The sequence below is a fragment of the Poseidonocella sp. HB161398 genome (genome assembly GCF_005870025.1).
Lineage (GTDB): Bacteria > Pseudomonadota > Alphaproteobacteria > Rhodobacterales > Rhodobacteraceae > Mangrovicoccus.
This window is the reverse complement of sequence record NZ_VATA01000007.1, coordinates 89,062-105,399: the sequence shown is the minus strand read 5'-3', so window position 1 is coordinate 105,399 and position 16,338 is coordinate 89,062. Positions and strand designations below refer to the sequence as shown.

The following is a 16,338-nucleotide window of genomic DNA, read 5'->3' as shown; positions in this document are numbered from 1 at the left end:
AGACAGACCTCTTCCCAGACAAGATACCAACAGGACATGACATGACCAAATCGCTGATCTCCCGGCGCGCCGTGCTTGCCTCCTCGGCCGGACTGGCCGCAACCGGTTTCCTGCCCGCAGCCCCGGCGCTGGCCGCCGCCCCCGCCATCCGCATCGCCGTCGGCTCCGACCCGGTCTTCGCCGGCTTCTTCGTCGCCCGGCACGAGGGCTTCTTCGAGGAGGAGGGCGTGAAGGTGAAGCTGCAGACCTATTCCGGCGGCGGCGAGGCGATGAACGCGCTGGTCGCGGGCCAGGCCGATCTGGCGGCGGCCTCGGAATCGACGATCATGGTGCGGATGAACCGCGCCGAGCTGCGGCCGCTGGCGGTGGTCTACACCTCGGGGCGCTACGTCAAGCTCGCGCTGCGCGAGGGCATCGGGGACCCGTCGCAGATCCGCAAGTTCGGCACCGTGCCGGGCTCGATCGCGGATTACTGCGCGGGGCTGACGATGAAGGCCTTCGATCTGGATCCGGCTTCGGTCGCGATGGTGCCCTCGGGCCCGCCCGAACTGCCGGCGCTGCTGGTGCGCGGCGATATCGACGCCTTCTTCGCCTGGGAGCCCTGGCCCTCCACCGCCGTGGCGCAGGGCGCGCATATCGCGCTGACCTCGCGCGACGTGGGCTATACCGACACGATCTGGGCGACGGCCTCCGCGGCGATGCTGGAAAGCGACCCCGCGGCGCTTCAGGCCGTGCTGCGCGCCGTGGCGCGGGCCAGCGAGATCACCCGGAGCGATCCCGAGCGCGCCGCCAAGGGCGTCAAGGCCGAGACCCGCATCCCGGTCGAGACCACGCTCAAGGTCTCGCAGGACATGACGCTGCTGGTCAGGGACTTCACCGACGCGGATTACGAGAGTTTCGCGGGCATCGCCGGCTTCCTGGCCGCAAATGGCGTCACCGACGCGCTGGTGCCCTGGCAGGACGCCATGCAGCGCGGCTTCTGGAAGGACGAGGCATGAGCCGCGGCGCCCAGATCAGGCTCGACCATGTCGGCATCTCCTTCGGCGACGCGCAGATTGTCTCGAACGTCAATCTCGACATCCGCCCGGGCGAGTTCGTCTGCCTGCTCGGACCCTCGGGTTGCGGCAAGTCCACGCTGCTGAACGCCATCGCGGGGTTCCTGCCGGTCTCCGGCGGGATCGCCGTCGGCGGCACGGCGGTGACCGAGCCCGGGCGCGACCGCGGCGTGGTCTTCCAGTCGGCGGAGGTGCTCTTCCCCTGGCTGACCATCCGCGAGAATGTCGAATACGGGCTGAAGCTCGCCGGGGTGCCGGCGCCCGAGCGGCGCCGCAAGGCCGACCACTATGTCGCCATGGTGGGGCTCAGCCACGCCGCCGACAAGTTCCCCAAGCAGCTTTCGGGCGGCATGCGCCAGCGCGCGCAGATCGCGCGGGTGCTGATCAACGAGCCCTCGGTCGTGCTGATGGACGAGCCCTTCGGCGCGCTCGACGCCCAGACCCGCGAGGTGCTGCAGACCGAGCTCGACCGGATCTGGCGGGCCACTGGCTGCACCATCGTCTTCGTCACCCATGACATCTGGGAGGCGATCCTGCTCGCCGACCGCGTGGTGGTGATTACTGCCGGCCCGCGGGCCGGGATCAAGACCATCGAACCGATCAGCCTGGCCCATCCGCGCGATGCGGCCAGCCCCGAATGCCTCGAGCTGTTCCGCCGCCTGCGCGACGATATCGGCGAGGAGGTCCAGCGCGCGCTGGAGCAGCAGGGGCTGAAGCAAGAGGAACCCGCAACGTGACCGATGCCACCCAGAACGCGCCCGCCCGCGGCGGACTAGCCGGGCTCGCCTTCGGCCCGAAGATGCGTCCGGTGCTGATCGGCGTCGCCTCGGTCGTCTGCGGCATCCTGCTGTGGCACCTGGGCGCGGCGAACACCTCGCCGCTCTTCCTGCCCTCGCCCGCCACCGTCGCCCGCGCGGCGGCCGAGATGGCGATGGACGGCTCGCTTTTCGCCGCGATCGGCGCTTCCGCCTGGCGGATCCTGGCGGGCTGGGTCGCGGGCGTCGTGATCGGCGTGCCGCTCGGCCTCTTCATGGGCCGGTTCCAGATCGTGCGGCTGGTCTGCGATCCCTGGATCGAGTTCTTCCGCTTCATCCCGCCGATCGCCTTCGTGACCCTCGCGGTCATCTGGCTGGGGCCGGGCGAGCTGACCAAGATCGCGCTGATCTTCTACTGCACGGTCTTCATCGTCACGATCAACACCATCGCCGGGGTGAATGCGGTCAACCCGCTGAGGCTGCAGGCGGCGCGCTCGATGGGGGCGGGCCGGCTGAGCGAGATGACCACCGTCATCTTCCCTTCCGCCGTGCCCTTCATGATCACCGGCGCGCGGATCGCGATGGGGAACTCCTTCCTGACCGTGGTCTCCGCCGAGATCGTCTCGGCCCAGACCGGGCTCGGCGCGATGATCTGGACGGCGCGGAATTTCGGCCGGACCGACTGGGTCTTCGTCGGCATCATCGCGCTCGGCGTGCTGGGCTACATCTTCGACCGCGCCTTCCGCGCGGCCACCCGCAAGTGGTTCGCCCGCTTCCTGTTCTGAGCTGACCCCCTTCCTCTCCACCCGCTTTGCCGGCGGCCCCTCCGGGCCGCCGCACGGGGAGGCTCTGCCCGCCTTTCCCCCTGACACGAGGACAAAAGATGAAAGACATCGCCACGCCCTTCGCCGAGCGCGTCCGGGACGACCGCGCCCTGACCACGCTCTATACCGACCCCGCGCTCTTCGACGAGGAGATGGAGAAGATCTTCGCCCGCACCTGGGTCTGGGTCGCCCATGACAGCGAGATCCCCGATCCCGGCAGCTACACGATGGCCAAGGTCGGGCCCGAGCCGGTCATCGTCACCCGCGACCGCAAGCGCAACGTCCATGTCCTGCTGAACCGCTGCCGCCACCGCGCCGCGACGGTCTGCGAGGTGAAGAAGGGCAAGACCAACAGCTTCGTCTGCCCCTATCACGGCTGGGCCTACGGGCTCGACGGCAGCCTGCGCGGCGTGCCCTACGAGGAAAGCTATGCCGGCAAGCTGGAGCGCGGCAAGCTCGGCCTGAAATCGCTGCGCACCGAAAGCTACAACGGCCTGATCTTCGCCACCTTCAATGACGGCATCGAGCCGCTGGAGGACTTCCTGGCCGGGGCGAAGAAATGGATCGACCTCTTCATGAAGCAGGGCGCCGGCTATCCGGTGAAGACCCAGGGCGAGCACAGGTTCACCTTCCCCGGCAACTGGAAGATCCAGCTGGAGAACACCACCGACGCCTACCATTTCCCGCTGGTCCACAAGCCCTTCCTCAAGCTGACCGATGTCGAGACCGAGGAGCAGTTCGACATCATGAACAAGGGCGGCTGGGTCGAGGATCTGGGCAATGGCCATTCGGTCATGATCATGATGCCCGAGCTCGTCGACCTGGAGGAGAACCTCGACGCGCCGGTGCCGGAGAAATTCGCCGGGCTGGCAGAGGCGCTGCGCGAAGAGGGCCATGAGGAACGCCAGATCCGCCGCATCATCCGCGCGGTCGGCGGCGCCGGGTTCAACGTCAACCTCTTCCCCAATCTCGGCTGCTCGGCCGCCTTCTTCCGCGTGCTCCAGCCGGTCTCGGTGACGGAAACCGAAGTGCGCCATTTCGCGCTCGGCATGGAGGGCGGACCGGAGATCGCCAACCGCGAGCGGCTGCGCATCCACGAGTTCTTCCAGGGCCCGATGGGCTTCGGCAGCCCCGACGATGCCGAGGTCTGGGACCGGGTGCAGCAGGGCGCGCAGGGCGGCCAGGATCTGTGGCTGCTGCTGAACCGCTCTACCGAGACCGAGGAGCCGACGCCCGAGGGCACGGTGAAGGGCGATGTCAGCTCGGAGATCGGCATGCGCGCCGCCTACCGGCAATGGAAGAAGATGATGGAGGCCTGAGAGATGGACATGATGACCCAAGCGAAGGACGCGGCGCTGTTCGAGGCGATGGCCTATGCCTGGCTCGAGGCCGACCGGCTCGACCACCGCGAATTCGATGACTGGCTGGGGATGTGGAGCGGGGACGGGCTCTATGTCGTGCCGGTGGAGCCCGCCGCGACCGATTTCGCCGCGCATCTGAACTACGCCTATGACGATGCCCAGATGCGCGCCAAGCGGGTGGAGCGGATGACCGGCGGGGACAGCGTCTCGGCCTCGCCGCTGGCGCGCACGGTGCGGTCGCTGTCGCGCTTCCGGCTGGTCTCGGATGACGGCAGCCGGCTGGAGCTGCGCTGCATGCAGAGCCTGACCGAGTACCGCCGCGAGCGGCTGAAGACCCATGTCGCCGATCTGGACTTCATCCTCGAGCGCCATGGCGGCAGCTTCCGCATCCTCCGCAAGGTGGTCCGGCTGATCAATGCCGACCACGCGCTTTCGGGCATTTCCTACATCCTCTGACAGTGCCGCGGCCCCGCCTTTGCGGGGTCGCCGGACAGGGACCGACCCATGATTGACGTCACCATCACCAGACGCGAGACGCAAGGACGGGACATCGTCGTGCTCGATCTCGCCGCCGCCGACGGCGCGCCCCTGCCCGCCTTCGAGGCCGGCGCCCATATCGATGTCGAGATCGCCCCCGGCCTGACCCGGCAGTATTCTCTGTGCGGCGATCCGGCCGAGCACGGCCGCTACCGCATCGGCGTGCTGAAGGACGCCGCCTCGCGCGGCGGCTCCGCGGCGATCCATGACGGCTTCGCGCAGGGCCAGACGGTGCGCATCGGCGCGCCGCGCAACCTCTTCCCGCTCGACGCGGGGGCGCCCGGGGCGGTGCTTCTCGGCGGCGGGATCGGCGTCACGCCGATGATCGCCATGGCCCATGCGCTGCATGCTGCGGGCACGCCCTTCACGCTGCACTATTTCGCCCGCGAGCTGGCCGGGGCCGCCTTCCTCGACGAGCTCGCACAGCTGCCCTTCGCGGCTGCGGTCACGCTCCATTCCGATGCGGGCGAGGCCACCCCGGCCTTCGATCCCGCGACCGACCTGCCCGCGCCTGGCAGCGGCGCGCATGTCTATATCTGCGGCCCCGCGGGCTTCATGGAGCACATGGAGGCGCAGGCGCGCGCAGGCGGCTTTGCGCCGGGCGCGATCCACCGCGAGTTCTTCTCCGCCGCGCCCGATGCCCAAGGCGGCAGCTTCGAGCTGGAGCTCGCCCGCAGCGGCCGCACCATCGAGGTCGCCGAGGGCCAGACCATCGTCGCCGCGCTGGCCGCGATCGGCATCAAGGTCGATGTCTCCTGCGAGCAGGGCATCTGCGGCACCTGCCTGTGCGACGTGCTCGAGGGCGAGCCCGACCACCGCGACAGCTTCCTGACCGGGGAGGAGCGCGCCGAGGGCGACCAGATGATGCTGTGCTGCTCGCGCGCGAAGACCCCGCGGCTGGTGATCGACCTGTGAGCGCCATGGACCGTCCCGCCCCCGATGCCGCCGGCTTCCGCGCGGCCATGTCCCGCCTCGGCGCCGCGGTGAATATCGTCACCACCGACGGCCCGGCCGGACGGCACGGCATCACCGCCTCTGCCGTCTGCTCGGTCACCGACGCGCCGCCGACGCTGCTGGTCTGCGTCAACCACCGCTCCAGCGCCCATGACGTGATCCTCGCCAATGGCGCGCTCTGCGTGAACGTTCTGGCCGAGGGCCATGTCGGCCTGGCCATGCGCTTCGGCCGCCCGGGCCTCGACCCGGCGGAGCGCTTCGCCGCCGCCAGCTGGCAGGCGCTCGCCACCGGCGCCCCGGCGCTCGACGGCGCCGCCGTCGCGCTCGACTGCCGGATCAGCGGCACGCGCCGGATCGGCACCCATAGCGTGATCTTCGCCGCCGTCGCCGAGATCCGCCTTGCCGGGGCCGCCAGCGGCCTCGTCTATTTCGACCGCAACTTCCACAGCCTCGGGCCGGATGCCGCCCGGAAGGACCTGACATGACCCTGACCGACCCCCAGACCGCCATCGCCGCGCTGACCGCCCGCGTCGCCATCCTCGAGGCCGAGGCAGAGGTGCGCCGCGTCCAGGCGCGCTACATGTTCCTCTGCGACACCCCGCTGCCGGAATACGGCGTCGGCGATGACGCGGAGCGGATCGACCGGATCATGGAGCTCTTCGCCGAGGAGGCCGTCTGGGAGGGCGTCGGCGAATACTACGACAGCCAGTTCGGCCGCGCCGAGGGCAAGGCCGCGGTGCGCCGCCATTTCGAAGGGTTCTGGGGCCAGAAGCAGGATCCGGCACTGATCCTGAACTGCCACTACCTGACCTCCGAGCAGATCCATGTCGCCCCCGACGGGCTGACCGCCGAGGGGCAGTGGGTGCACATGCAGCCCTGGCTCTTCTCCGACGGCAAGGCGCTGCTGCGCTCCTCGCGGCTGAACAACGGCTTCCGCAAATGCGCGGACGGCGTCTGGCGTTTCACCCGCAACCGCACCGAGAACGTCTTCGTCGCGCCCCTGCCCGCGACCTGGGCCTCGGACTACCCGTCGGCCTCCGTGCTGATGAAGCCCTGAGGCGGCGGCGATGGGACATCACACCCGGATGTGGCAGGTCTATGCCTATGGCGGGACCGAGGTCACGGTGATCCAGCAATGGACCGACCCGTTCGGCACGGCGATGCTCAGGGTCGGGATCGAGCGCGGCGGCGAGGTCCTGGCGCTCGGCATGGCCGAGGCGGAGTTCCTTGCCGAAGCGGCCTTCCTGCGCGAAGACGGGGCGGAGATCACCGAAGGGGCACGGCCATGACGACCTATGTGGAGCGGCTCGCGCTGGGGCCCGCCGACGGGATGCCGGTCGCGGTCAAGGACACGATCGACATCAAGGGCCGCCCGACGCGCGCGGGCTGCCCGGCGCTCGCGGACGCCCCGCCCGCGGAAGAACATGCCGAGGCGGTGGCGCGGATGCTCGCCGCCGGGGCGCGGATCACCGGCAAGACGGTGCTGCACGAACTCGCCTTCGGCGTCTCGGGGATCAACGACCATGCCGGGACGGCGCTCAATGCGCAGTTTCCCGCGCTGATCCCCGGCGGCTCCTCCTCGGGCAGCGCGGCCGCCGTGGCCGAGGGCAGCGCCCGCGTGGCGCTCGGCACGGATACCGGCGGCTCGGTCCGCATCCCCGCCGCCTGCTGCGGCGTCTGGGGGATGAAGCCGAGCTTCGGGCTGGTCAGCCGCCGGGGCGTGATGCCGCCCGAAAGCAGCCTCGACTGCGTCGGCCCCTTCGCGGCGACGCTTGCCGATCTGCAATGGGCCATGTCGGTCCTCGCCCCGGGCTTCGCGCCGCAGCGGATCGGCAGCGCGCGGATCGGCTGGATCGCGGGACAGGCCGAGCCCGCCATCGAGGCGGCCCTGCGCGCCGCGCTCGACCGGCCGGAGATCACGGTGGCGGAGGTGGCGCTGACGCAGCTCGGTGCCGCGTTCGAGGCCGGGCTGACCGTCATCAATGCCGAGAACTGGGCGGCGCTCGGCCCGCTCCTTGCCACCGGTCTTGTCAGTCCGGATGTCGCCGGGCGGATCCGCGCGGGGGCGGAGTTGACCCCGGCGGACCTGGCAGCGGCCGAGGCCGTCCGCGCGGCTGCCACGGCCGAGATCGACGCGGCGCTTGCCTCGGTGGACCTCCTCGCCCTGCCGACGCTCGCCGCCCCGCCGCCGTCGCTGGAGCTGGCACGGCGCGATCCGTCGGCCGTGGCAGTGACGCGCAATGTCCGCGCCTTCAACCTGATCGGCCACCCGGCGCTGGCCGTGCCGATGGGCAGCCTTGCGGGCGCGCCGCTCTCGCTGCAGCTCGTCGGGCCGAAGGGCGGCGACGCGCTGGTCTGCGCCGCCGCCGCGCTGATCACAGGGTGAAGCGGTCGCGCACGGTGGCGAAATGCGGCCCGCCCAGCCGCGCCAGCGCGTCGATCCGGCCGGCATCCACGCGGTGCCGGTCGTCGACCGCATCGGCGCGGATCGAGATGCCCAGCACCTCGCCCAGCAGGATGTCGCGCGCCGTGCCCAGATCCACTTGCGAGACGAAGCGGCATTCCAGTGCCACCGGCGCCGCGGCGATCCGCGGGCAGGCGACATGGCGCCCGGGGCGGGTCTCCAGCCCGGCCAGCGCGATCTCGTCCACGCCGGGCGCTTCGGGCGCGGCCATCCGCTCCACCGCCGCGGCCAGGGCGACATCGGGGATGTGCAGGATGAAGGCGCCGGTCTCCAGGATGTTCCGCGCCGTGTCCTTGCGCCTGCCATCGGGGCGCTTCTCGATCCCCAGCGCCACGGTCGCGGGGTCATGGCCGAGCACGCCGAAGAAGCTGAAGGGCGCCGCATTCGCCGCGCCCTCTGCCGAGCAGGTCGTCACCAGCGCGATCGGCCGCGGCAGGATCGCGCCGGAAAGCAGCTTGTAGGTCTCGGCCGGGGCAAGCGCAGCCATGTCGAAATCACGGAAATCCATGGGCGGGGCAGCGTCCTTCATCTGGGAAGCCGCACGCTAGGACAGCCGCGTTGATCGATGAACTGAATTCTCCTAATCAGACCCATGAGCCGGATTAATTTCAACACCTTCGACCTGAACCTCGTCCGCGTCTTCCTGGCGCTCTGGGAACAGCGCTCGGTCACCGGCGCGGCGGAACGGCTGCACCTGACCCAGCCGGCGGTCAGCCATGCGCTGAACCGGCTGCGCGAGCAGTTCGACGATCCGCTCTTCACCCGGGTCGGGCGGCGGATGGAGCCGACGGCGGCGGCGCGGCGGCTCTACGGCCCGTTCAAGACCTGCATCGACACCCTGCGCGAAACCATGTCGAGCCATGGCGCCTTCGACCCGGACAGCTCGGACCGGGTCTTCACCATCGCCATGTCGGACATCTCGGAAAGCTACGTGCTGCCGCGGGTGCTGGGGCCGCTGACCGAACTGGCGCCGGGGGTGCGGATCCGCTCGGTCCAGCTCGAGGCGGAGACGATCGAGGCGCGGCTGCGCTCGGGCCAGGTCGACATGGCCTTCGGCTACCTGCCCGCGCTGCAGCCGCCGGAATTCGACAGCCATTTCCTGCTCGAGGACCGCTTCCTGTGCCTGCTGCGCCGCGACCATCCCTGGCAGGGCGGCGCGCTGACCGAGGCCACGATCGGCCAGCTCGACTTCGTCGAGGTGGCGGTGCGGGCGACCGGCTACGAGATGGTCCGCTCGGTCCTGCTGCAGCACAGCCTGGAGCACAATATCCGCGCCCAGATCGAGCATTTCTCGGTGCTGCCCGAGATCGTCCGCGCCACCGACCTGGCCGCCATCTATCCCGCCTCGGTGGCCGAGCGGCTGGTGGCGGGCGGCGACTTCCGCGCCGTCGACCTGCCCGCGCTGCTGCCGGCCATCGACGTGCGGGCGCATTTCCATTCGGGCTTCCGCAGCGATCCGGGCATTTCCTGGCTCAGCGGGCTGATGCGCGGGATCTTCGCGCCGGGATGAACGGGGCGGCGGCTATCCGTTGCTTCAGAAGATGGAAGAACTTCATTCTGCCCCGGCATGGTCCTGATCTAAGACCGGTATCAGGGCCCGGCCGCGCGCCTCCGCGCCACGGCCGCCCGGTGCCTGTCCATGAGCACGAGTATCACATCAGCAGGAGAGTTGGACGGAATGAAGGATTTGTCGGTCTTGATCGTCGGCGGCGGCGCCGGCCTGGGAGCGCTTCTGGCAAGCATGGCAGTGGCGGAGGGCGCATCGGCGATCGGCGTGATCGATATCGACGCCGCGGCCGCCGGGGCGGCACTGGCGCCTGCGCTGGCCGCGGGGATCCCGGCGGCCTCGGCGGGCTGCGACATCCGCACGGCGGAGGCCAGCCATGCCGCCTTCGGCGAGATCGCGGAAAAGCTCGGGCGGATCGACACGCTGGTCAATTCCGCCGCCGTCTATCCGCGCCGCCCGATCCTCGAGATCAGCGACGAGGACTGGGACATGGCCAATGCGGTCAACGTCAAGGGCACCTACCACATGATGGTCGCCGCGGTGCGCCACATGCAGGCCCGCCCGCCCGAGGGGCTGGTGCGCGGGCGGATCGTCAACATCACCTCGGTCGACGCGTTCAAGGCGCATCCGCAGAACGCCTATTACGCCGCGACCAAGGCGGCGGTCGCCTCGCTGACCCGCAGCATGGCCCATGCCGTCGCCGCCGAGGGCATCCTGGTCAATTCCGTGGCGCCCGCGGGCATGGCCACGGAGAAGGCGCGCCAGTCGGGCTTCCTGGCCGAGCTCGCCAAGGCCAGCCCGGTCGGCCGCGCCGCCGAGCCGGAGGAAATCGCCCAATGGGTGATGATGGCCGGCGGGCCGCGCAACACCTACATGACCGGCGAGAACATGATCGTCTCGGGCGGCTACATCTACGCCTGACCCGGTCTCCGGCCGCCCGGGCTATTCCAGGAACATCTCGGGCGTGCCGATCCGCGCGGCATCGTCGCGCATCGTCGCGCAGGCATCGACGAAGGCCTGCACCGCCAGGCTGCGCGGGCCCGAGCGGTTCCACAGCACCCCGATCTGCCGGTACCCGCCATCGGGCAGGACCCGCTTGCCCAGCTTCAGCCCCTCGGGCCAGGGCGGCGCCCAGTCGGGCACCACCGCCACGCCCAGCCGGCGGCTGACCAGCGAGGCGATGGCGTCGAGCGCGTCGAGCTCCAGCCATTCCTTCACTTTCAGCTGGTTCTGCCGCAGGTAGCGGTCGACGATGCTGCCGCCCCACTGGCTGCGGTCGTAGCGAATGAAGGGGTGGCTGGTGATGACCTCGTGCGGATTGTCCAGCGCCACGCCCTCGGGCGCGATCAGCAGCAGCGGCTCCTGCCGGATCGCCATCCAGCCGGTCGATTTCGGCATGGCGAATTGCGGCTGCACGATCAGCGCCGCGTCGATCTTGCCCGAGGCGACCTCGTGATAAAGAGGGATCGAGGCGCCGGGCTGCACGAAATACTCGATCCCGGGATAGAGCCCGCGCAGCTTGCCGACGATCTCGGGTAGCAGCCCGGTCAGCGCGCTGGCCGTCGCCCCGATCAGCAGCCGCCCGGCCGGCTCGTCATTGGCGGCGATCGAGGACAGGTCGCGGGCGCTTTCGATCAGGCTGCGCGCATGGGGCAGGATCGCCAGCCCCGAGGCCGTCGGCCGCACCGTCCGCCCGGCCCGCACCACCAGCGGGCGGCCGAGGATCTGCTCGAGTTTCTGCAGTCTCTGCGCCAGTGCGGCGGGCGTCAGGTTGAGGCGCCGCGCGGCCTCCGCGATCGAGCCGCATTCGGCGACCGTGACGAAACTTTCCAGGAAACGGATATCCATAACGAAAGCATATATTTCTTTTAAACTCACAAAGACTAGGTTTTTTTTCGCTCCCGGCCATGCGTAGCTTGCAGGAATGCTGCAACCGCGAAATCCGCGGCGACGGCAGGCGAAGACATTCTGGGATCAGAATATCCATCTATTGCAGCCTGTTGCACCTTACCTGTCGTGGCAAAGCCCCGCGGCGGGGCGGAGTTTCACTGCGGTAATTCTGCGGCACAGCATGGCTGGCGCCGCAACAGCGAAACCATTGTCCGCCCGACGCGCGGGCAATCCGGACCCGCGCGTCCGGGACAGGGAAACAAAGAGATTGCGGGCGGCCCCAAGGTCGCTGCCGCAGCACGAAAAGGAGATATCCATGAGATTCGGCCTGTTCTGCCTGATGTCCGTCCACGACAATCCGGGCGGCGTCGGCGGCGTGATCCGCGACGCGGAGCGCCTGGTGCAGATGGCGGACGAGATCGGCTTCGAGACCGCATGGTTTGCCGAGCACCACTTCTCGAACTACTCGATCTCGGTCTCCCCGCTGATGATGGGCGCGCGCTTCAGCGGCCTGACCAAGCAGATCCGCATGGGCACCGGCGTCATCGTGCTGCCGCTCTACCATCCGATGCGCGTCGCGCAGGAGATCGCGCTGCTCGACCAGATGACCGAGGGGCGGATCGCCATCGGCATCGGCTCGGGCTACCAGCCCTACGAGTTCAACCGCTACGGCCAGGACGTGGCGCGCAAGACCGACATCTTCCTCGAATACTGGTGCGTCCTGGAACAGGCGCTGACCACCGGCGAGGTCGAGTTCGACGGCGAATTCGTGCAGATCCCCAAGACCTTCCTGACCGCCCGCCCGCGCCAGGGCATGCCCGACCTCTACCTGACAGCCGCCGATCCGCGGGTGCTCAAGCGCTTCGACCGGCACAAGCCGGTCTCCTTCGCCACCGCCGGGGCGGCGGGCTCCCCGAAGCTCTACGGGCTCTACGACAATCTCTGCAACGCCTGGAAGGCGGCCGAGATGGACAGCCCCATGGCCTTCGCGCCGCAGCAGTACATCCATGTCACCGACAGCCGCGAGCAGGCGCTGAAGGCGGCCGAGCATGCCCGCCGGGTCGCCCGCGGCGTCGTCCTGCTGCGCGATCCCGACCTGGAGCTCGAGGGCTCGCACCTGGTCAGCCGCCCGGTGCCGGGCGAGGTGCCGCTGGAGGAGACCGCGCAGAACATCATCTGCGGCGACGCCCATCACGTGGCCGAGCAGATCGTCGCCGATGTCCGCCGCATGGACCCGGTCCATTACAGCACCTTCTTCAATTTCGGCGACATGCCGATCGAGATGGCCGCCGGCTCGCTGGAGCGCTTCGGCAAGGAGGTGATCCCGCTGGTGGAGAAGGAGGTCGGCCCGCTCGACGCCTTCGGCACCCAGCCCGCCCTGGCCAAGGCCGGCTGATGGCGGGCCCCCGCGCCGCGTCCGGCGCCGCCCCGGCGGCGCCCCGCCGGGGGAGGCGCCCATGCGGCTGATCACCGGCATCCGCACCTGCTATGTCCCCGCCGAGGACGTGCCCGCCATGCGGCAGTTCTACGAGGAGACGCTGGGCCTCTCGCTGCGCTTCGCCGACGAGGACCACTGGGTGCAGTATGGGCTGAAGGGCACGGATTTCGCCATCGCCGGCCCGCGCGAGACCCCGAGCGGCCCGCCCGGCCATGTCGTGGTCTTCGACGTCTCCGACATGGCGGCGCTGGTCGAACGGCTCGAGGCCACCGGCCAGACCCCCGACATCCGCGACATGGGCGGCCACGGCAAGGTGCTGACGGTGTTCGACCCCGCCGGCCAGCCCGTCCAGTTCTTCGCGCGCAACGCCCCCGGGCCAGAGGAGTGACCCCTTGAGGATCTGCTGGATCAATACCGACAGCCGCAATCCCGCGCTGGAGCCGATGTACGCGAAGGTCGATGCCATGGTGCGCCAGCCGCTGCATCCGGGCACCGAGGTGAAGTGGCGCTTCCCGGTGAAGGCCGGCGACTACCTGCGCTCGCTCTATGCCGAGCATCTCAACTCGGTGCTGGTCGTCGAAGAGGCGATCCGCGCGGAGGAAGAGGGCTTCGACGCGGTCTTCATCGCCTGCTGGAACGACCCGCTCTGGGAGGCGCGCGAGATGCTGTCGATCCCGGTCGGCTCGGTCAGCGAGCAGGCGATGCTGGCGGCGCTGACGATGGGGCGGCGCTTTGCCGTCGTCACCGTCTCGGACAAGACCACCGTCGCGATCGAGCGCGACATCCGCGCCTATGCGCTCGGGGACCGGGCGATAACCCGTCCGGTCCGCGCGATCGCGCCCGAATCCGATCTCGGCGCGATCCTCGCGGCCACCGATCCCGAACGCGTCGCGGCGGAGATCGTGCCGCGCTGGAACAAGGTGGCAGAGGAGTGCGTGCGCGACGGCGCCGAGGTGGTGCTGATCGGCTGCACCTTCTACGGCCCGCTGCTGCGCGCGGCGGGCTATACCGAGGTGCCCGGCACCGGCGTTCCGGTTGTCGATGCTGCCACTGTCGGGCTGAAGCAGACCGAGACCATGGCCGAGATCGCCCGCGCGACGGGCTATGTCAAAAGCACCCGGCTGGCGCTGCGCCCGCCGGTTCCCGAGCGCATTTCCAACGCCCGCAGGAAGCTGGGCCTGATCGGCGGCTGAGCCCGTCCCGGTGCCCGTCCGGCCGCGCCGGGCGGGGCAGACAACAAAAAAACAAGCTAGCCAACAGAGAGTGACACATGAAGAAACCCGCCCTGCGCGCCCTCGCCGTCCTATGCGGCGCGGCGCTGAGCCTCGCCACGCTCCTGCCCGCCTCCGCCGACACGCTCGACGAGGTCAAGGAGCGCGGCGCGCTGAACTGCACCGGCCATAACGGCTCCTATCTCGGCCTGGCCGAGGTCGACGACACCGGCAACTGGAAGGGGCTCGACATCGATTTCTGCCGCGCCCTGGCGACGGCGGTCTTCGGCACCTACGAGGGCCATCTGAACATCGTGCCGATCAGCTGGGCGCAGCGCTGGCCGCTGCTGCAATCGGGCGAGCTCGACGTGGTGGTGAAATCCTCCGACTGGACCGCCAGCCGCGATTCCGAGCTGGGCCTGCAGTTCAGCAGCGTCTATGTCTTCACCTCGCAGAAGGTCATGGCCCACAAGGAGCTGGGCGCCGAGACGCTGGCCGATCTCGACGGCGGCTCGATCTGCGTCCCGGCGGGCACCTCGACCGAGAAGCTGCTGGCCAGCTACCTCGCCGCGCATGGCATCGACATGGAGATCATCGCCTCGGAGAAGACCGAGGAGAGCCAGGCCGCCTATCTGTCCGGGCGCTGCGACGCCTATGCCGAATGGGACGTGCAGCTTGCCGTGGCGCGGCTGAACGCCGAGAACGAGGCCGACCACGTCATCCTGCCCGACACCTTCGCGGCCGGTCCCTGCGGCATGGTGGTGCGCGAGAATGACGACCACTGGCTCGACATCGTCAACTTCACCCTCTCGACCATGCTGACCGCCGAGCAGGCCGGCGTCACCCAGGCCAATGTCGACGAGATGAAGGCCAATCCGCCGACCCCGGACATCGCCAAGATGCTGGGCGTCACCCCGGGCTATGGCAGCCGCGTCGGCCTGTCGGACAGCTTCGGCTACGACATCATCAAGGCGGTCGGCAACTACAACGACGTCTGGGAGCGCAATCTCGGCCAGGGCTCGCCCTACAAGCTGGCGCGCGGCCCGAACGAGCTGTGGCAGAACGGCGGCGTCCTCTTCCCGATGATCATGGACTGATCCGGAGCCCCTCCGCCAAGCCCCATGTCCCGCCCCGGCGGGACATGGCCCGGGACCGAAGAAGAGGAGAGCCCATGTTCCAGACCCGGCACCAGAGGGCCTTCTGGCTCCAGGCCGCCATCGGCGCGGCCCTGATCGCCGCCGCCCTGCTGCTCGTGCGCGCCATCCACATCTCGCTCGAGGCGCGCGGCCTGTCCTCGGGCTTCGCCTTTCTCGAGCGCTCCACCGGCTGGGACGTCGCCTTCAGCCTGATCCCCTACACCCCCGCCGATCCCTACTGGCGGGTGCTGCTCGTGGGGCTCCTCAACACCGTCTTCCTCGGCGCGATCGGCCTGTCCCTGGCGACGCTGATCGGCATCGCCGTCGGCATCCTGCGGATCTCGAAGAACCCGGTCATCGCCTTCCTCGGCACCGCCTATGTCGAGCTGCTGCGCAACGTGCCGCTGATCCTGCAGGTCTTCTTCTGGTACGCGATCTTCATCCACCTGCCGCGCCCGCGCGAGGCGGTCACCGTGCTCGAGGGCATCATCCTGACCTCGCGCGGCGTCTTCCTGCCGGGGCTGAACCTGCAGCCGGGCATCGCGCTGGCCGCGGCGGCGGTCTTCCTCGGCCTGCTGCTCGCCGCGCTCGTCCTCGCGCTCCTGCCGCGGCCGTCGATCGGCGCGCGGATCTGGCTGCCGCGCGCGGTCCGGGCCTGCCTGCTCGGCGCGGTCCTCGGCGCCGGCGCGCTGCTCTGGGCGGGACGGATGCCCGAGATGCCCTTCATTCAGGTCGCCTACCTCAAGGGCCTGAACTTCAGGGGCGGCATCCGCCTCTCGCCCGAGCTGGCGGCGCTGATCACCGCGATCGCGCTCTATGGCGGCGCCTTCATCGGCGAGATCATCCGCGCGGGCTTCCTGGCGGTCGGCCATGGCCAGATCGAGGCCGCCCAGGCGCTGGGGCTGGGCCCCTGGAAGGTGATGGCGCGGGTGCGCCTGCCCCTGGCGCTGCGCAGCGTGCTGCCGACCCTGACGAACCAGTATGTCTGGCTGCTGAAGGCCACCACCATGGGCATCGTCGTCGGCTTCTCGGATCTCTTCCTGGTGATCTCCACCGCGATCAACCAGTCGGGCCAGACGCTGGAGCTGATCGGCATCCTGATGGCCGGGTTCCTGATCCTCAACAACGCGCTGGCCGCGGCAATGAACCTGGTGAACCGCCGCATCGCGCTGCGCGGCACCCAGATCCGGACATGAGAGGCCAGCC

General features: G+C 69.6%; 19 protein-coding genes. 17 read left to right on the top strand and 2 right to left on the bottom strand.

Features of this window, described 5'->3' with window-relative positions:
- Nucleotides 1–41: 41 nt before the first annotated feature.
- The 10 genes from FGX59_RS08050 to FGX59_RS08005 all read left to right on the top strand — a co-directional run bounded on the left by FGX59_RS08050 (nucleotide 42) and on the right by FGX59_RS08005 (nucleotide 7,872).
- Nucleotides 42–998, top strand: a complete 957-nt coding sequence (locus FGX59_RS08050; protein WP_171060557.1) for an ABC transporter substrate-binding protein — start codon at nucleotides 42–44, stop codon at nucleotides 996–998.
- Nucleotides 995–1,792, top strand: a complete 798-nt coding sequence (locus FGX59_RS08045; protein WP_138466013.1) for an ABC transporter ATP-binding protein — start codon at nucleotides 995–997, stop codon at nucleotides 1,790–1,792. Before FGX59_RS08050 ends, FGX59_RS08045 begins: the two co-directional genes overlap by 4 nt.
- Nucleotides 1,789–2,595, top strand: coding sequence for an ABC transporter permease (locus tag FGX59_RS08040; protein WP_206078313.1), 807 nt, complete (start codon nucleotides 1,789–1,791; stop codon nucleotides 2,593–2,595). Before FGX59_RS08045 ends, FGX59_RS08040 begins: the two co-directional genes overlap by 4 nt.
- A gap of 98 nt (nucleotides 2,596–2,693) precedes the next feature.
- A complete protein-coding gene (locus FGX59_RS08035; protein WP_138466012.1) occupies nucleotides 2,694–3,953 on the top strand; it encodes a Rieske 2Fe-2S domain-containing protein in 1,260 nt (419 codons plus the stop codon).
- Nucleotides 3,954–3,962: 9 nt separating this feature from the next.
- Nucleotides 3,963–4,451, top strand: coding sequence for an aromatic-ring-hydroxylating dioxygenase subunit beta (locus tag FGX59_RS08030; RefSeq protein ID WP_206078312.1), 489 nt, complete (start codon nucleotides 3,963–3,965; stop codon nucleotides 4,449–4,451).
- A 48-nt stretch (nucleotides 4,452–4,499) separates the two neighbouring features.
- Nucleotides 4,500–5,447, top strand: a complete 948-nt coding sequence (locus FGX59_RS08025; RefSeq protein ID WP_138466011.1) for a PDR/VanB family oxidoreductase — start codon at nucleotides 4,500–4,502, stop codon at nucleotides 5,445–5,447.
- Nucleotides 5,448–5,452: 5 nt separating this feature from the next.
- Nucleotides 5,453–5,971, top strand: a complete 519-nt coding sequence (locus FGX59_RS08020; RefSeq protein ID WP_138466010.1) for a flavin reductase — start codon at nucleotides 5,453–5,455, stop codon at nucleotides 5,969–5,971.
- On the top strand, nucleotides 5,968–6,543 hold the full coding sequence (locus FGX59_RS08015; RefSeq protein WP_138466009.1) for a nuclear transport factor 2 family protein: 576 nt from the start codon (nucleotides 5,968–5,970) through the stop codon (nucleotides 6,541–6,543). The genes FGX59_RS08020 and FGX59_RS08015 overlap by 4 nt, the downstream gene beginning before the upstream one ends.
- Nucleotides 6,544–6,553: 10 nt before the next feature.
- Nucleotides 6,554–6,775, top strand: coding sequence for a hypothetical protein (locus FGX59_RS08010; RefSeq protein ID WP_138466008.1), 222 nt, complete (start codon nucleotides 6,554–6,556; stop codon nucleotides 6,773–6,775).
- The gene (locus FGX59_RS08005) at nucleotides 6,772–7,872 is read left to right on the top strand and encodes an amidase (RefSeq protein WP_138466007.1); all 1,101 of its coding nucleotides are present in this window, start codon (nucleotides 6,772–6,774) and stop codon (nucleotides 7,870–7,872) included. Before FGX59_RS08010 ends, FGX59_RS08005 begins: the two co-directional genes overlap by 4 nt.
- On the opposite strand, the gene FGX59_RS08000 is transcribed toward FGX59_RS08005, so the two are convergent.
- The gene (locus FGX59_RS08000) at nucleotides 7,862–8,458 is read right to left on the bottom strand and encodes a flavin reductase family protein (protein ID WP_138466006.1); all 597 of its coding nucleotides are present in this window, start codon (nucleotides 8,456–8,458) and stop codon (nucleotides 7,862–7,864) included. The two genes, FGX59_RS08005 and FGX59_RS08000, sit on opposite strands and share 11 nt — an antisense overlap.
- An 84-nt stretch (nucleotides 8,459–8,542) precedes the next feature.
- Between FGX59_RS08000 and FGX59_RS07995 the strand changes: the two genes are divergently transcribed.
- Together FGX59_RS07995 and FGX59_RS07990 are read left to right on the top strand one after the other, a co-directional pair.
- Nucleotides 8,543–9,460 carry a LysR family transcriptional regulator gene (locus FGX59_RS07995; RefSeq protein ID WP_138466005.1) on the top strand — a complete coding sequence of 306 codons (918 nt, stop codon included), beginning with the start codon at nucleotides 8,543–8,545 and terminating at the stop codon, nucleotides 9,458–9,460.
- A gap of 168 nt (nucleotides 9,461–9,628) precedes the next feature.
- Nucleotides 9,629–10,378 carry an SDR family NAD(P)-dependent oxidoreductase gene (locus tag FGX59_RS07990; RefSeq protein WP_138466004.1) on the top strand — a complete coding sequence of 250 codons (750 nt, stop codon included), beginning with the start codon at nucleotides 9,629–9,631 and terminating at the stop codon, nucleotides 10,376–10,378.
- Nucleotides 10,379–10,399: 21 nt separating this feature from the next.
- Here FGX59_RS07990 and FGX59_RS07985 read toward each other — a convergent pair whose 3' ends face one another.
- On the bottom strand, nucleotides 10,400–11,305 hold the full coding sequence (locus tag FGX59_RS07985; protein WP_138466003.1) for a LysR family transcriptional regulator: 906 nt from the start codon (nucleotides 11,303–11,305) through the stop codon (nucleotides 10,400–10,402).
- A 358-nt stretch (nucleotides 11,306–11,663) separates the two neighbouring features.
- Here FGX59_RS07985 and FGX59_RS07980 point away from each other — a divergent pair, with 358 nt between their 5' ends.
- From FGX59_RS07980 to FGX59_RS07960, 5 genes are all read left to right on the top strand, one after another.
- Nucleotides 11,664–12,743, top strand: a complete 1,080-nt coding sequence (locus FGX59_RS07980) for an LLM class flavin-dependent oxidoreductase (protein ID WP_138466002.1) — start codon at nucleotides 11,664–11,666, stop codon at nucleotides 12,741–12,743.
- A gap of 61 nt (nucleotides 12,744–12,804) precedes the next feature.
- Nucleotides 12,805–13,173, top strand: coding sequence for a VOC family protein (locus FGX59_RS07975; protein WP_138466001.1), 369 nt, complete (start codon nucleotides 12,805–12,807; stop codon nucleotides 13,171–13,173).
- Between the two features lie 4 nt (nucleotides 13,174–13,177).
- Nucleotides 13,178–13,978, top strand: a complete 801-nt coding sequence (locus tag FGX59_RS07970) for an aspartate/glutamate racemase family protein (protein WP_138466000.1) — start codon at nucleotides 13,178–13,180, stop codon at nucleotides 13,976–13,978.
- 77 nt (nucleotides 13,979–14,055) lie between these two features.
- Nucleotides 14,056–15,093 carry an amino acid ABC transporter substrate-binding protein gene (locus tag FGX59_RS07965; RefSeq protein ID WP_138465999.1) on the top strand — a complete coding sequence of 346 codons (1,038 nt, stop codon included), beginning with the start codon at nucleotides 14,056–14,058 and terminating at the stop codon, nucleotides 15,091–15,093.
- Nucleotides 15,094–15,167: 74 nt separating this feature from the next.
- Nucleotides 15,168–16,328, top strand: coding sequence for an ABC transporter permease subunit (locus FGX59_RS07960; RefSeq protein ID WP_138465998.1), 1,161 nt, complete (start codon nucleotides 15,168–15,170; stop codon nucleotides 16,326–16,328).
- Nucleotides 16,329–16,338: the final 10 nt, after the last annotated feature.

What these genes read in the sequence shown, in the direction of transcription:
- FGX59_RS08050 (WP_171060557.1), top strand. Translation starts at nt 42, where the DNA reads ATGACCAAATCGCTGATCTCCCGGCGCGCCGTGCTTGCCTCCTCGGCC.
- FGX59_RS08045 (WP_138466013.1), top strand. Translation starts at nt 995, where the DNA reads ATGAGCCGCGGCGCCCAGATCAGGCTCGACCATGTCGGCATCTCCTTC.
- FGX59_RS08035 (WP_138466012.1), top strand. Translation starts at nt 2,694, where the DNA reads ATGAAAGACATCGCCACGCCCTTCGCCGAGCGCGTCCGGGACGACCGC.
- FGX59_RS08030 (WP_206078312.1), top strand. Translation starts at nt 3,963, where the DNA reads ATGATGACCCAAGCGAAGGACGCGGCGCTGTTCGAGGCGATGGCCTAT.
- FGX59_RS08025 (WP_138466011.1), top strand. Translation starts at nt 4,500, where the DNA reads ATGATTGACGTCACCATCACCAGACGCGAGACGCAAGGACGGGACATC.
- FGX59_RS08020 (WP_138466010.1), top strand. Translation starts at nt 5,453, where the DNA reads ATGGACCGTCCCGCCCCCGATGCCGCCGGCTTCCGCGCGGCCATGTCC.
- FGX59_RS08015 (WP_138466009.1), top strand. Translation starts at nt 5,968, where the DNA reads ATGACCCTGACCGACCCCCAGACCGCCATCGCCGCGCTGACCGCCCGC.
- FGX59_RS08010 (WP_138466008.1), top strand. Translation starts at nt 6,554, where the DNA reads ATGGGACATCACACCCGGATGTGGCAGGTCTATGCCTATGGCGGGACC.
- FGX59_RS08005 (WP_138466007.1), top strand. Translation starts at nt 6,772, where the DNA reads ATGACGACCTATGTGGAGCGGCTCGCGCTGGGGCCCGCCGACGGGATG.
- FGX59_RS08000 (WP_138466006.1), bottom strand. Translation starts at nt 8,458, where the DNA reads ATGGATTTCCGTGATTTCGACATGGCTGCGCTTGCCCCGGCCGAGACC.
- FGX59_RS07995 (WP_138466005.1), top strand. Translation starts at nt 8,543, where the DNA reads ATGAGCCGGATTAATTTCAACACCTTCGACCTGAACCTCGTCCGCGTC.
- FGX59_RS07990 (WP_138466004.1), top strand. Translation starts at nt 9,629, where the DNA reads ATGAAGGATTTGTCGGTCTTGATCGTCGGCGGCGGCGCCGGCCTGGGA.
- FGX59_RS07985 (WP_138466003.1), bottom strand. Translation starts at nt 11,305, where the DNA reads ATGGATATCCGTTTCCTGGAAAGTTTCGTCACGGTCGCCGAATGCGGC.
- FGX59_RS07980 (WP_138466002.1), top strand. Translation starts at nt 11,664, where the DNA reads ATGAGATTCGGCCTGTTCTGCCTGATGTCCGTCCACGACAATCCGGGC.
- FGX59_RS07975 (WP_138466001.1), top strand. Translation starts at nt 12,805, where the DNA reads ATGCGGCTGATCACCGGCATCCGCACCTGCTATGTCCCCGCCGAGGAC.
- FGX59_RS07965 (WP_138465999.1), top strand. Translation starts at nt 14,056, where the DNA reads ATGAAGAAACCCGCCCTGCGCGCCCTCGCCGTCCTATGCGGCGCGGCG.
- FGX59_RS07960 (WP_138465998.1), top strand. Translation starts at nt 15,168, where the DNA reads ATGTTCCAGACCCGGCACCAGAGGGCCTTCTGGCTCCAGGCCGCCATC.